This window comes from Helicobacter sp. 12S02634-8 (assembly GCF_002272865.1).
In the GTDB taxonomy this organism is placed as follows: Bacteria; Campylobacterota; Campylobacteria; order Campylobacterales; family Helicobacteraceae; genus Helicobacter_J.
Genome location: NZ_MLAP01000012.1, coordinates 17,604 through 31,725, shown reverse-complemented (window position 1 = coordinate 31,725; position 14,122 = coordinate 17,604). Strand labels below are relative to the sequence as shown.

The following is a 14,122-nucleotide window of genomic DNA, read 5'->3' as shown; positions in this document are numbered from 1 at the left end:
AAATCTCAAAATACCATCAAAGTGGGTTCGTGGTGTGGGATCATCAAAATCTCTAAAAGCTCTGCTTCAGAGATACCAAAAATCAGGGCAAAATTATAATCTTTTGCCATCAGCAATTCTTTGAGCATATCTTTTGAGTCATAAATCTCACTGGGCGCTATCCCATCAAAAACCTCTCCATAGCCCCTTGGTAATAGCAAAACCAACTTCCCCCATTTAGCCTGTGAAGCGATATAGGCTGCATATTTTTTATACAGCTCGATATTTTCTTCAGCAACGACCACACAATCTGTCTGGCCATAGGGGACTAAATGTGCATGCGCGTTGATAAAATACGGACACATATACGGAATCGCACAAAAACGCCCCAAGTCAAAAGCAATGTGATGCGCTACGCACATTTCAATCACGCTACCAAGCTCAGGGAGAAAAAGACTGGGGAGTTTCAAGGTGTAGTGAGAGAGTTTATAATTGATCTTAGTGTCAAATAAAGTCGCTACAAGCACTTTAAATGGCAGTTCTTGGGGGATAACTGCTTGTGTGTATTCAAGCACAAGACTCAAAAGGGCTTCATCTTTAATCACAACAGACCGCAAGCCCACTTGCTTACTCATAAAGCTCAAAATCTCTTCCAAACCATCATCAAAAAACCCGATTGTTGTATCAGTGATTATCTGAGAAGCGATGGCATATTCGATTGCAGAAACATAAAACACTTCGATATTATCGCGCAAAAACTGATACCTAACCAAACGAATCATCGCATCTTGGATAGAATCCACCCGAATCCACGCAATCTCTCCATCAACCATCTGCGCATATTTGTCATAAACAACCCCATAAGCCCCCAAAGCAATAGCACCATCAATTTCACTGGGATCTTTGGCGATAAACAAGCACCCGCGCTTGACTTCTGCAATCTTTGTAGCCACTCCATTAAATGCACTGATAGAGGGCGTGGCGGCTAATTTTCCATTGACGATTTCGACTGCTTCATTGACACGCACTAGCTCACCTTGCTCCCGTTTTCCTTCACTGCTGTTGCACACAAAAGCGAAAGACCTTTTTTATCTTTACTAGCAAGCACCATTCCCTCACTCATCTCGCCCATCAGTTTCACACTCTTAAGATTAGCAAGCACACATACTTGCGTGCCGATCAGCTCTTGGGGGGTATAAGACTTGGCTATGCCAGATACAATCTGACGCAGCCTGCCCTCTCCTAGGTCGATTTGGAGCTTGAGGAGTTTATCGCTTTTTTCTATTTTGCTCGCTGTAACAATCGTCCCTATCCGAATATCAAGCTTAGCAAAATCATCAATACCAATCAAAGCCTGATCGCTCAATCCTCCTCCATCAGATGGCTTGGGGCTTTGGTCTTGAGGCTTGGGGGCTGTATGGAGTGGGGGGGTTGGGGAGAGATGTGATTGTGGCATTTGATAGCTTTCTACTTTTGGGAATAGTGGCTCGATTTTTTGGAGAGTAAAACTCTGTGGCAAAGCCTTTTGGGTGATGAGCTGGTGATAGGTCTTTGGAGTTAGATCGATTTGGAGGCAATGGGCGATTTTCTTGGCTGCAGCAGGCATGATCGGATAAAGATACAAACTCGCCTTAGCTAATATCGTAGCTATCAAGCCCAAAAGAGCCTGTGTTTCTTGGATTTTGTTTTGCTTCATCAGATTCCACGGCTCGTATTTACTGATCGCTCCATTTGCAATCACAAAGGCACGCCAAAGCTCTTCAATATACCGACTCAACTGCATTTCTTCAATCCATACAGGCAATTTCTCTAAAATCCCATCAAGCATAGCCAATTCACTAGAATAAAACCTTGCTGTATCTGCTAAAGAAATCTTACCATCAAAATATTTTTCTCCCATACCAATCAAGCGATTGACAAGATTACCCAAGTCATTACTCAAATCAGCGTTGATACGCTCCACCAAGGCTTTTTGAGAAAAATCCCCATCTTGCCCAAAAGGCACCTCACGCATTAAAAAATATCGCAAAATATCCACACTATAAGCACAAGCAACCTCTTTAGGGTCGATAACATTACCCAAGCTCTTACTCATCTTCACCCCATCAATCGTCCACCACCCATGCACATAAATATGCTTAGGCAAAGCAAGACCTAAGCTCATCAAAAATGCAGGCCAATACACAGCGTGGAATCTTAAAATATCTTTTCCCACGATATGGATAGGGGCTTGCCAAAAGTCCATCTTCTCGCCCTCCCCTCCATAGCCTAACGCACTGACATAGTTTAGCAAAGCATCGAGCCAAACATACATCACATGTTTGGGGTCTTGCAAACTTTTTGGTAGCTTGATACCCCATTGGAAACTTGTCCTTGTGATAGAAAGATCGCGCAATCCACTTTCTACAAAACGCACCACTTCGGTTTTTTTATGTGCAGGCAAGATACAATCAGGCTGCTCTGCATACCACTGCAATAATCTGTCTTGATACTTACTCAAAGCAAAAAAATAGCTCTCCTCACGCAAAACAATTGTATCTTTCCCACAATCTGGACATTTCCCTCCCACTGCTTGCATATCGGTGAAAAAACTCTCACAACTCACGCAATAACGCCCCTCATATTCGCCCTTATAAATATCTCCTTTTTGATACATCGTTTCAAAGGCTTTTTGCACGCTTTCACAATGCTTCATATCAGTAGTCCTGATAAAACAATCATAATCAATCCCAAAGCTATCCCAAAGGTTTTTGAACTTTGCACTGATGTCATCAGCATATTCTTGGGGGGTCTTGCCTTTTGAGAGTGCTGATTGCTCGATCTTTTGTCCGTGCTCATCCGTGCCTGTGAGGAAAAACACCTCCTCGCCTAAAAGCTGGTGGTATTTTTTCAGCATATCCCCGATCAATGTCGTATAAGCGTGCCCAATATGGGGAATATCATTGACATAATAGATGGGTGTGGAAATAAATGTTTTCATTATTTTCCTTGATAGATTTTTGAGTGGGTCAATTATAACAAACTTTGCCCTTGATTTCCTTAGGGGTATGAAGAGGGCGCTTGGGGGTAGGGAGTATCTAAAATCGAGGCGATGATAGAAAGTAAACGGGGTTTGTTGGTGTATAAACTCAGCTCTTTGGCACTGCTAGCGCTAGCAAGTTTATGGGTCATGATATCTTCTTGTGTGAGTTGGTTTAAGGTTTCTATCATCGCTTGAGCGCCAAACTCGCTAGAAACTCTGCCCACGCCCTTTTGGGTAATTATCGAACTAATCTCAGGGAGTGGAGTAGCGACCACGCACAAACGCGACTGGATATATTCAAAAAATTTATTAGGCAGTGCGTGGGTGTTGTTAAAACTATTGGGGGAGAGGGTGATGATACCAATATCAAAGGCATTGCAAAAAGGTATGATATCTCCCATTGCCACTGGGGGCAAAAACTGCACACAATCCAAACCCCTCGCCCTCTGTTGTAGCTCTTCTAAAAAGCCCTTTTGATTGCTAAGCCCCATCACATTGAGGCAAAATCTTTTATCAAGACCTTGGGCAATCTCTAATAAGTTGTGCGAATCCCTATCAGGGCTCAAAAACCCGTGATAGACAATCTGCATAGGCAGACTAGGGGGGCGCGGCTTGAGGGGAGCATAAGGGGGGAGGGAATAAAACACCTCACAACAAAGCCCAAAAACTTCTTGATATTTTTTAGCAATCCCCACACTCACGCTCAAAGCAGCATCTACTTGGGGCAAATATTCTCTACAAAGATATTCAAAAAACTTCCCAAAAGTTTCCAACCACAAAGGATCGTTTTCATATTCTAAAGGATAATACTCTCGCAAATCTATCAAAATCTTGGTATGGGTGTGCTGCTTTTTGTATTTAAGCGCAAAGGGCAGCAAAGCAATATCTGCAACAATCACCATATCCACAGCACCCAATGCAGCAAAAATCTCTGCTATCACAGAGCGATTGGGCGTGTAGATGAGTGCTTCAAAGTTTCTTTGGTAGCAATGTTGCAAAAGCACTTGTGTTTCTTCTTGTGTGCGCTCTTTAGCACTCTTAGGCGCAGGATAAGCAAAGCAGTGGGCTCCTAAAATCTCTGAGCACTCTCTGGCGATACAAAATATCTCATAACTCTCTTTGAGCATTTCAAACATACGATAAGGTCTGGGGCGTTTGCTGATATCAAAATCACATAAAATAGCTATTTTTTGCTTCACAATCCCCTCCTTTTGGCATTAAAAAGCTATACCCACTGGGTAAGATACAAATTGTCTTGCTTTGATTTCTTTTTTCTAAGATAATCTTCAAGGGCTGGGTGAGTCTGATGGCTTCTCTGCTGCAATAAGGCAGTCCAAAACGATCAAAAAACACGCGCCCACCTCTAGTTTCCTTGCAGACCTTATCCCCTTGGATATAAAGATGTTCGATCCCATAAGATTCACTCAATCGCACAAAAACGCTCGAATTATTTTTGCAAGCTTCAGAAATACTCGTGTTGTTATACCCACTCAAGCAGCGCCTGTCCCCACCATTAATAGCGATAATATCGCCGTCCATTGGTCGCCCATCATAATGGGTTGTTGGCGCAAAACGGGGAGTATCTACATAAATGCTATAACTCACGTGGGCATATTTCCCACTGAAATGCCATTGGAGCTGCCACATAGGATTTTTCTGTATCAAAGCAGTGGGGTCAATGCTGCGAAAACGTTTTTTGAGCGAGTGGGTCTGGTCGATATGGGTATAGATGAGATTATCGTTTAAGGCTAGATGGCGTGTATAAGCGATGTGTTCAAGCAAAGAATTAGCTGCCCTTGAGAGCGTGGTTTCTGTCTTGGGGAAACCAAAGCTTGCTAATATGCCTAAAAGCATTAAAGCAAACACAATCTCTAATAAACTAAAAGAAGCACGCATTATTTGGTCTTGATGATATTATAAGAACGGATATTTCTACCCATATATTTGATACCAATATCGCCTTTTGTGCCATTGGGGATTTTAATCAGTCTTAGATCCCCTCCTGTTTGTATGCCATAAAAACGCAAACGGAGCGCGAGCCGTTCATCTTTGAGCGTGATTGCCTTGATACCATAAGCTTTGAGCCCTTGGGCAATTTCTTTGGCGATATAATAGTTAGAGGCAAAATTATCCTTAGCACTCAACACATAACTCCATTTATTGGCAAACAAGCAAAAAGTTTCTAAAAACAGCACAGCAAACACAACAAAAAATCTCACCCGATAATGCGTCCGAAAGCGGGGCAATCGGATACGCATATCATTAAAAAAGCTCTTGATCATAATCGGCAATCCCACAGCACTCATGGGGATAAAAATCTCTGCATCGATACTTTGACGGATAGAAAGCAAGAGCGTAAACATCAAGCTAGTCACTCCGATATAAGTCATCAGATTGTTTTGGTGCTTTGTGATCGCCCAATAAAGTGTGTAGTTATAATAAATAAACAAAAAAGGTGAAAACAACATCGCCATCTCACCGAGCATATCAAGAAAATGCCCCTGTGGTCTGCCCCCAATATCAATATCAAACAAATACATATTGATCGCAAAACCCCCAAGACAATACATAATTGTTTTAGGCATTTTATTTTTAATCGCATAAAACACCACGGCCAAAAATAGCACACTCGAACTGCTATCAATAAACACGCTCAAAAATAGTGCGATATATGGAATCTTTTTGTATCGGATATTGATATAGCAAATCCAAAGTGAAATCAAAATAATCAACCCACTTTTCATCAATAAAATTGAGCTGAAATTCACCCCTGGGAGCATTGCATAAATGAGTGTTAAAAACAGGCTATCTGTGGGCTTTTTCAGATAATTTCTACCGATAGCATACACCAAAAGCATATTCAAAAAATGAATCCCAACAAATGGCGCCCTCAAAGCATAATCATTATGCCCAAAAATCTCCACACTCAGCCTTGCTAAGTCAAACACAAAGCTCTTTTCATAAAAAAACCCATATGCCTCTTTGTAGCTGATAGAAATCTGCCCTATCATCATAAATTGCAAAGCAACGCTGCTTAAAGCGATCAACAAAAAGAAGATATCTACAATATCAAAAGAGCGCTTGGTCTGGCTGTGCTGGTTGAGCCAGATTTTTAGGTATAAAGCGATATTTTGAAATGGAGGGGAGGCCATCAAAAAATCTCGTTGAATTTGTATCCATGTTCTAAGAGCTTGCGTCGGATCTGCTCTTTGTGGTCTTTGCCTTTTGTTTCTAGCGCCATCGTAACACTCGCATCCCCATATTCAAGATGCACACTCACACGATCATAATCAATCTGGACAATATTTGCCCCCACTTGAGTCAAAATATCTGTGAGTTTCTGCAAACTTCCTGGCTTATCGATTAAAATGACCTTGAATTTGAGCTTGCGATCTGTTTTGAGTAAGCCTTTTTCGATGATGAGATTGAGCATTGTCACATCAATATTCCCCCCACTCAGCACAACCCCAACCTTATCAGTGGGCTTTAAATCAAGCTTTTTATGCAAAAGTGCTGCCACACCCGTAGCGCCTGCACCCTCGACAACTAATTTTTGATTTTCTAATAGATACAAAATCCCGCTAGCAATCTCTTCATCATCAACTTCAAGCACATCACTCACGCCCTCGCAGATATAATCAAAGTTTTTTTGATTCACATCACGCACAGCAATCCCATCAGCAATCGTGCGCACAGAATCTACCTTTTGGATACTCCTTGATTTAAAACTCTCTCGCATGGCCCTTGCCCCCTTAGCTGTCACACCAATCACACGCACATCAGGACACAAAGCCTTATAAACACTCGCAATACCCCCTATCAGCCCACCCCCACCTATGGGGACTAAAATGGTATTGAGAGAGGGCTCTTCTTCTAGCATTTCTAAAGCAATGCTCCCCTGCCCTGCCATCACCTCATCATCAGCAAATGGGTGGATAAAATGCAGCTTTTGCTCTTGAGAGAGCTTGAGTGCGTGTGCATAGGCTTCATCATAATTATCCCCTGCTAAAATCACCTCTGCCCCTAGCCTTTTAGTCGCGCTCACCTTGAGTAAAGGCGTGGCCTCAGGCATTACAATCACAGAGCGCACACCAAAATGACTCGCTGAATAAGCCACTCCTTGTGCGTGGTTCCCTGCAGAAGCTGCGATAACACCACACAAACGCTCGCGTTTATCCATACTTGCGATTTTATTAAATGCCCCGCGTATCTTAAAAGCCCCTGTGCGCTGGAGATTTTCTTTTTTCAGATAGATTTGTGCGCCCACTTCTTGGCTCAATCTAGGAGCAAATGAAAGCGGGATAGGCTCGATAATCGAGGCGATCCTTGAGCGTGCTTGCTTGATTGTGTCTAAAGAAATCATATCTATCCCCCAATCAGTCTTTGGTGTTCTATTTTGATACATTTATCTTGAACGACTTTGATATGTTGTGATTCTAGCATATCTTTGGCTTGTTGGTTTGTTATCCCAAGCTGCATCCAAAAGACTTGGGGCAAAAATTTAGCTTGCAAAATCTCTTGTGCGATGGCTTGACAATGCTCACTCCTACGAAACACAACCACAATATCAGGCTTTTTAGCCCATAGGGCTTCTTGGAGATTAGCATAAACCTTTTGGTCTAAAATCTCATCTTCTTTGGGATAAATTGGGACAATGCTATAGCCTACTTGCAACAGATATTTCCCCACTTGATGGCTGTCTTTTGTTGTATCAGGACTCAGACCTATAATAGCTATTGTTTTACTTTGTGTTAGAATCGATTTGATATCAAGCATTTTTTATCCTTTTCATATCACGCAAAAATACTGGGAGTGCTATCATGATCCCAGAAGCAAGGATTAGAAAAATCCCAAGAGCACTGATAATATCAGGGAAACGATCGCCCAAAAATAGCCCAAATATCACCCCCCACACAATACGGCTATAATCAATAGGCGCAACTATCCCTGCTGGGGCAAGCATATATGCGCGTGTCAAAAACTGCTGCCCAAAAGTCCCTGCTAAACCCATTGCTACGATATAAATCCAAGCTGTGCCATTAGGAGTGCTCCAGCCATTTGAAAGATAAGGGATATCAATAAAAATCCCCACCCCACCAATCAAAGTCATTGTGATACCAAAGGCAAATACAACACTTTTTTCATCAAAATAATCCCGCAAGCTCCTCAAGGTGATAAACGCTAGCGCTGCACTCACGCCACTAAACACCCCAGCAAAGATATTCTTAGCTGCCAAGCTCCCCACACTCGGATTAGAGATAAAAATCACACCGATAAAACCAATAATCGTAGCAAAAATAACGCCTATTGTAGGTCTTTCTCTCAAAAAAATTATCGAAAACACTACCGTGTATATCGGCACACTCTGCGCAAAAGCTGTGGCTGTCCCTAGGGGGATAGTCGCGATATTATAAAACAAAGCTAGCATACTCAAGCCCCCAATAGTAGCACGAAAGATGAGCTTGCCCCAGCCACCTTTTTTCTTGTTTTTATTACTCGGTGGAGCGACGCTAAAAATCCCCAACACAAAAATCACCATCACAAAAGAACGAAAAAATATATTTTCCATCGGAGAGAGCTGAGGGGATAAAATCTTGACAAAAGCGTTCATCAAAGCAAAGCTAAAAGATGACGCTGCCATATAAAAAATCCCTAGACTTGTTTGTGAATATTTCATTGCTGTCCTTGAGAAAAACTACCTAAAGTATAAAACATCTTTTATTTTTTAGGCTTAAATTCTGCTAGATTTTTATGTATTTTAATATTTTTAGAAAATACCTCAAAAGGCTTTAGGGACTACTGGATTGATTGGGGGATTATAATGCAATATAAAAAATAAATGACTAGGGGGAGAACCTAGCATTTATTTAAAAAGGAAGATAATGCAAAGCTAAGACAATGGGAGACATTGCTTAACTAAATCACGATTTACAAACTAAACAACCAAACTAAAGGAGACCCACACCACAACCACACCTATCTCTCCTTTAATCTTGAACAATAAATTAAGAATTATTTTTTTATTTTATGGGGATTGCCATCACCTCCTATATAAGATATTTTGCCATCAATGATGTCATAGGCTTGTCCAAATCCTTTGACAAACCTACCCTTTTTAAACTCAAGGCCAACAAGATGGAAATCCATCATATTGCGGATCGTCTTGATCCCTCCTGCCCCACCATTGTCTGCGACAAAGTTATCAAAAACATTTTCAAACTCTTCGCCACGTTCAATAAAAGTTACCTCTGTCTTATAGCGCAGACGCTTCCTTAAAATGACAGACTTGGCCTTGGATTCATCTTCTAAAAACATCACTTCGACATTTTTAGGGTTTGCACGCAAGCTCTCATAATGCTCACTGACCTCGCTGATATAGATATAATATTTGCCATTGCCCCGCAAAAGTGGCGCATAAGAGCAAACAACCTCCCCAGAAGCGTGCACACTTGAGATAATCACGGATCCACATGCATTGATAAATGCTTCAATATCCTTTTGCACTGCTTGGATATCTAGTGTCTTAGGGATACTTTGACACATCTCAATAATGGCGTTTTTTAGCCCTTCTCGCATATTCCCATCAGATACCTTCTGAGGGAATTCAATCCTAAGGCTTTTACTCCCATCATAACCGATATCCATACCCAAGGCATCGACACTCAAAAGCTTGGTGTCTTGGGGGCTATGGATTTGTCCAAATTTCTTTAGAAGACCGATTAACTCCAACTGGTGATGGTCATTCATATGAGTGATAATACTTTGAAATTCCATTTTTTCTCCTTGTTTGGTTTTAATGCCTTCTAACTTTAACGCTTATTTTTAAATTGGAGGATTATAAAACAAGTTAGCTTAAATTAACATAAAAATAAGAACTATTATTATTTTTTATAATGAATTTTATTTAAGGGATTTTATTTTCGGATACGCGAGCTATTAAACACAACCAAAAACGAGCTCAAACTCATACTCAACGCTGCTACAAGTGGTATCACAAAGCCCATCACAGCCAAAGGAATCATCAAAGCATTATAAACAATACTCAAAATAATATTTTGCTTGATGATACGATAAGTCCTCTGTGAAATCTTAAAAGCCTCTAAGAGTGTGCCAAGCTTGTCATCAAGGATCACCACATCAGAAGAAATGATAGCAATATCGCTGCCTGCTCCCATAGAAATCCCTACATCGCTTTTACTCAAAGCCAATGTATCATTGATACCATCTCCGATCATCACGACAATATCGCCTTTTTGGTGATAGGAATCAACTATCTGCACCTTTTCTTCAGGGCTCAAAGAAGCTCGATACTCTTGCACACCAAGCTTACAAGCAATATCTTTGACCACTGCTTCCCGATCGCCACTGAGTATCTTGATATCTACGCCCTTCTTTGCTAGAAAGCAAACAAACTCCCTCGCCCCCTCTTTGAGCGTATCTTGCAGCAAAAACACTGCTTGGAGCTCCTTTTGGATCGCATAAGCAAAGACCATATTTTGATCCAAGCCCTTGATATCAGGGATATGCACACCTTGGGATTCAAGATACTCCAAACTCCCTCCTAGCAATACTTTTCCATCTTGAAATGCCTGAATACCCCGCGCAGTGTTTTCAACAAAATCGCTCACACACAGGCCAGACTCCCCTAAAAATCTCCCCACGCCCATAGAAACAGGGTGCTTGCTCGCAGAAACAAAAGCACTCAAAAGCTCTTTATCAAATACATGAAACTCCCTCACAGCTACCACATCAGGATAGCCCATTGTCAATGTGCCTGTTTTATCCAAAAGCACTACATTTGCCTTTGCCATACTTTCTAAAAATGCTGCTTCTTTAAACGCTAAGCCTTTTTTATAGGCTTCTCCAAGCCCTATGACCGTGGCTATAGGCGTGGCTAAAGCCAAAGCACAAGGGCAAGAAATCACAATCACTGCAATAGCAACCACTAAAGCCTGCTCAAATCCCACGCCACCCCAAAAATACCAACCCAAAAAGCTCAACGCACCCACGCCCAGCACAGCCCTTGAAAAATACTGCGAAAGTGTATTGGCTAATGTTTGTATGCGGGGTTTGTGTGCGATACAATCCTCTAAAAGCCGCACCAAACGGCTCATCACAGAGTCTTCAAAAGGCTTACTGACTGCATATGTGAAGCGCTTGTCGGTATTGACATAGCCTGAAAATACCTCTTGATTGGCTTGGACTTTTAGGGGCACAGACTCACCATTTAACGCCCGAGTATCCAAAAAAACTTCTGTATCAATCAAACGCCCATCTAATGCCAAAGACTCTCCAGGGAGCACTTCAATAATATCTCCCACACGCACTTCTTGAGGCGTCTTAGGGATTCTTTGATCACCCTCTAACACCACCACATTGCTAGGGATTTTTGAACTGATTTTATCAAGGGCATCACCAGCTGTTTTCTTGGACTTGATTTCTAAAAACTTGCCCGCAAAAACAATCGTAACAATCATCGCAACCGATTCAAAATAAGTTTCTCCCACCCCACTGAGTGCTGCATAAATCGAATACAAATAAGTCAAGCTTGCCCCTGTGCATACCAGCAAATCCATACCGATAAAGCGGTGTTTTAGCCCATAATATGCCCCAACAAAAAAAATCCTACCAGTAAAAAACAACACCGGTGTGCTTAAGATAAAAGACACGAGATTCAAGACATCTTTCATCTCCTTATCAATCCCCATAAAATATCCCGCATACTGCGCCACAGCAATCCACATGATATTCATCGTGCAAAAAACACCTACAATCAAGCCAATATAATAGCTCTTGTGCTCTTGTTTGGATTTGACTTCTTGTATTTTAGGGTCATACACATAAGCATCATAGCCGATAGAGCGGATTAGAGAAATGATTGCAGAGGGCTTGATTTTGTTCGCATCAAAAGTGATTTTGACACGATTGTTTGTATAATGGACACTTGCTTCATAGATACCATCTTGTGCATTGAGTATCTTTTCATTGAGCCAAATACACGCCGCACAATGGATCCCCTCTATGATCAATGAAATTTGTGAAAGCCCATCTTTGAGATAAATATATTTTTTTGCAAAAGCAGCCGTATCAAAGGATGCAAGATTGTCTTTGAGGTCTTGATTACCAATGGGCGAGAGCGTATTTTTACCTAATTTATCATAAAAGCCCTCTAGCCCGCTTTCTTGGAGCAAAAAATACACACTCTCACAGCCATTGCAGCAAAAATACAGATCCTTATCTCCGCTTTTACAATGCTTCAAGGCACTTTCTGGGTATTCTAAGTGGCAGTGTGAACAACAAGGCATTAATAATCCTCGCCCAAAAGAGGCGGCAGATGTTGGGAACACACCTTGATACTATAGGTATTGCTCCTTTTATAAATCTCTCTGACCTCATCGGTATTGTCTGTTTGGACTGGAGAATAATGCACAATCAAGGGGGGCAAAATCTTCAGACTCGATTGGGTATTGATCCTAGCTTGGCAAAGTATCAAACTTGCCTCCTTTTCAATGCGCGGATAGACAAACCTCGCTGTTTCTGCGTTGAACCCTGTGGCTTTGAGTAGATAAAATACCCGATGGGCTTCTTTAGCGTCATAGCAAAATACAAAACTCCCCTTGGGCTTTAAAAATCTCTTGACTTGCTTGCAAAGATTCTCAAAAGGCAAAAACATCTCATTTCTACCCATATGCACACGATGATTCTTCGCTGCAACCACCCCTGTGCGATAAAAAGGTGGATTAGAGATAATCATATCAAATCTTTGCAATGTTTGATATTGCAAAAAATCAGCACACACAACTTGGGCTTCTAGCCCTGCGCTCTTAGCATTGATTTTTGATAAAAAGGCCGCCCCACTATCTCTCTCGACCATCACAAGCTGCCCTATCCCCTCCCTTGCACAAAGCAAGCCAACAACCCCACTCCCTGAGCCCACCTCCAAAACACTCCAAGATTTTTTAAAAAATCGCCTTGCAAAGTCATACAAAAACAAGCTATCGCTGTTGTAGCAATACCCATCGCTTAGCTGATAGATTTTTAGGATTTTTTTATCCATAATAACGCATCATCTCCCAACTGCTGCACATAGACTATCTTGCCAGCCCATGGAAATCCACTCACTTCAAAAGCCCCATACAAGCTAGCAGAGCAATGCATTAAAACCATATCAATATGCATATAAAGACTCTCAAAAAGCCCCCAACCTCCCTCAATGATATTAAATCCTGATTCCAATCCCAATTCAAGGATATGATGGCAAACCTCCACACAACGCCCCTCCACACCAAAAGCTGCGATACTAGGATCAAAATCACCCCGCGTGCTCAATACCTTGATATGGGGGGCTTTTTTGCCATATTTTAATGCAGCATACCTAGCGTCTAAAATCGGTCTATCTGTTCGCAAAGTCGCTCCAGAAACAATGAGTCTATCGGCTATGGTGCGTTGGTTGTGGGTAAATTCTCTGGATTTTTCCCCCGAAATCACTCCACTCTTATAATCGCCATTGAGCCTCTGGGCGATTTTAAACAGATTGAAATGTCCCTTTTGCGTATAGCACAAAAACGGGTCTAACATCTTTTCACACTCTTCTTGCAAAACCCCTGCTTGTATGCAGATACCTGCTTTCTCTAATCTCTCTCTCCCCCCGCTAGCCTTGCCTTGTCTTTCTGGAGCACCGATAATGATCCTTTGGGGTTTAATCATCTCTAAAAGCTCTGCACAAGGGGGCGTTTTGCCATAATGATTGCACGGCTCTAAGGTCACATAAATACTGCAATCATTGAAAATACCTTGATGGTGCTGGCTCAAAAATGCGTGGATATCACTAGAACTCTGCGCAGGGCAAGGGCGTTGACTCAAGGTTTCATAAGCGATTTTTAGGGCATTAATTTCAGCGTGCGCATCGCCACTTTTCGTGTGTGCTTGGAGAGAAAGTATTGTGCCATTTTTGCCCACTACCATCGCGCCCACTGCTGGATTGGGAAATGTAAGGGTTTGATATTTCCAAGCTTCTTGCAAGCACAAACCCATCAATAAACGATCACTCTCAAGCATTGAGTTCCTTTCATCTAAAACCTAAAGCCACACACCTCCCCTATCACACTTCTTTTGGCTATT

12 protein-coding genes are annotated in these 14,122 nt (G+C 41.8%); all 12 read right to left on the bottom strand.

The genetic code is table 11. From position 1 onward, the window contains the following. Nucleotides 1-5: 5 nt before the first annotated feature. The 12 genes from BKH46_RS07810 to ribD all read right to left on the bottom strand — a co-directional run bounded on the left by BKH46_RS07810 (nt 6) and on the right by ribD (nt 14,059). Nucleotides 6-1,007 carry a hypothetical protein gene (locus BKH46_RS07810; protein WP_095226280.1) on the bottom strand — a complete coding sequence of 334 codons (1,002 nt, stop codon included), beginning with the start codon at nt 1,005-1,007 and terminating at the stop codon, nt 6-8. Further along, nucleotides 1,007-2,959 (bottom strand): methionine--tRNA ligase, encoded by a 1,953-nt coding sequence (metG, locus tag BKH46_RS07805; protein WP_095226279.1) that lies wholly within the window; start codon nt 2,957-2,959, stop codon nt 1,007-1,009. Before metG ends, BKH46_RS07810 begins: the two co-directional genes overlap by 1 nt. Before the next feature lie 59 nt (nt 2,960-3,018). Continuing rightward, complete coding sequence (locus BKH46_RS07800; RefSeq protein WP_095226278.1) at nt 3,019-4,200, bottom strand: glycosyltransferase; 1,182 nt, start codon at nt 4,198-4,200, stop codon at nt 3,019-3,021. After that, the gene (locus tag BKH46_RS07795) at nt 4,172-4,897 is read right to left on the bottom strand and encodes a hypothetical protein (protein WP_095226277.1); all 726 of its coding nucleotides are present in this window, start codon (nt 4,895-4,897) and stop codon (nt 4,172-4,174) included. The genes BKH46_RS07800 and BKH46_RS07795 overlap by 29 nt, the downstream gene beginning before the upstream one ends. Then, complete coding sequence (locus BKH46_RS07790) at nt 4,897-6,153, bottom strand: glycosyltransferase family 39 protein (protein WP_095226276.1); 1,257 nt, start codon at nt 6,151-6,153, stop codon at nt 4,897-4,899. The genes BKH46_RS07795 and BKH46_RS07790 overlap by 1 nt, the downstream gene beginning before the upstream one ends. Beyond that, nucleotides 6,153-7,364 (bottom strand): threonine ammonia-lyase, encoded by a 1,212-nt coding sequence (ilvA, locus tag BKH46_RS07785; RefSeq protein WP_095226275.1) that lies wholly within the window; start codon nt 7,362-7,364, stop codon nt 6,153-6,155. The genes BKH46_RS07790 and ilvA overlap by 1 nt, the downstream gene beginning before the upstream one ends. Nucleotides 7,365-7,366: 2 nt before the next feature. Then, on the bottom strand, nt 7,367-7,777 hold the full coding sequence (locus BKH46_RS07780; RefSeq protein WP_095226274.1) for a CoA-binding protein: 411 nt from the start codon (nt 7,775-7,777) through the stop codon (nt 7,367-7,369). Further along, complete coding sequence (locus BKH46_RS07775) at nt 7,770-8,678, bottom strand: DMT family transporter (RefSeq protein WP_095226273.1); 909 nt, start codon at nt 8,676-8,678, stop codon at nt 7,770-7,772. Before BKH46_RS07775 ends, BKH46_RS07780 begins: the two co-directional genes overlap by 8 nt. Nucleotides 8,679-9,013: 335 nt before the next feature. Further along, entirely contained in the window at nt 9,014-9,775 is a 762-nt protein-coding gene (locus BKH46_RS07770; protein WP_095226272.1) for a HugZ family heme oxygenase, read from the bottom strand. 140 nt (nt 9,776-9,915) lie between these two features. Beyond that, the gene (locus BKH46_RS07765; protein WP_095226271.1) at nt 9,916-12,306 is read right to left on the bottom strand and encodes a heavy metal translocating P-type ATPase; all 2,391 of its coding nucleotides are present in this window, start codon (nt 12,304-12,306) and stop codon (nt 9,916-9,918) included. Next, nucleotides 12,306-13,058 carry a methyltransferase gene (locus tag BKH46_RS07760; protein ID WP_095226270.1) on the bottom strand — a complete coding sequence of 251 codons (753 nt, stop codon included), beginning with the start codon at nt 13,056-13,058 and terminating at the stop codon, nt 12,306-12,308. Before BKH46_RS07760 ends, BKH46_RS07765 begins: the two co-directional genes overlap by 1 nt. Next, nucleotides 13,040-14,059, bottom strand: a complete 1,020-nt coding sequence (ribD, locus tag BKH46_RS07755) for a bifunctional diaminohydroxyphosphoribosylaminopyrimidine deaminase/5-amino-6-(5-phosphoribosylamino)uracil reductase RibD (protein ID WP_095226269.1) — start codon at nt 14,057-14,059, stop codon at nt 13,040-13,042. The genes BKH46_RS07760 and ribD overlap by 19 nt, the downstream gene beginning before the upstream one ends. Between the last annotated feature and the right edge of the window lie 63 nt (nt 14,060-14,122).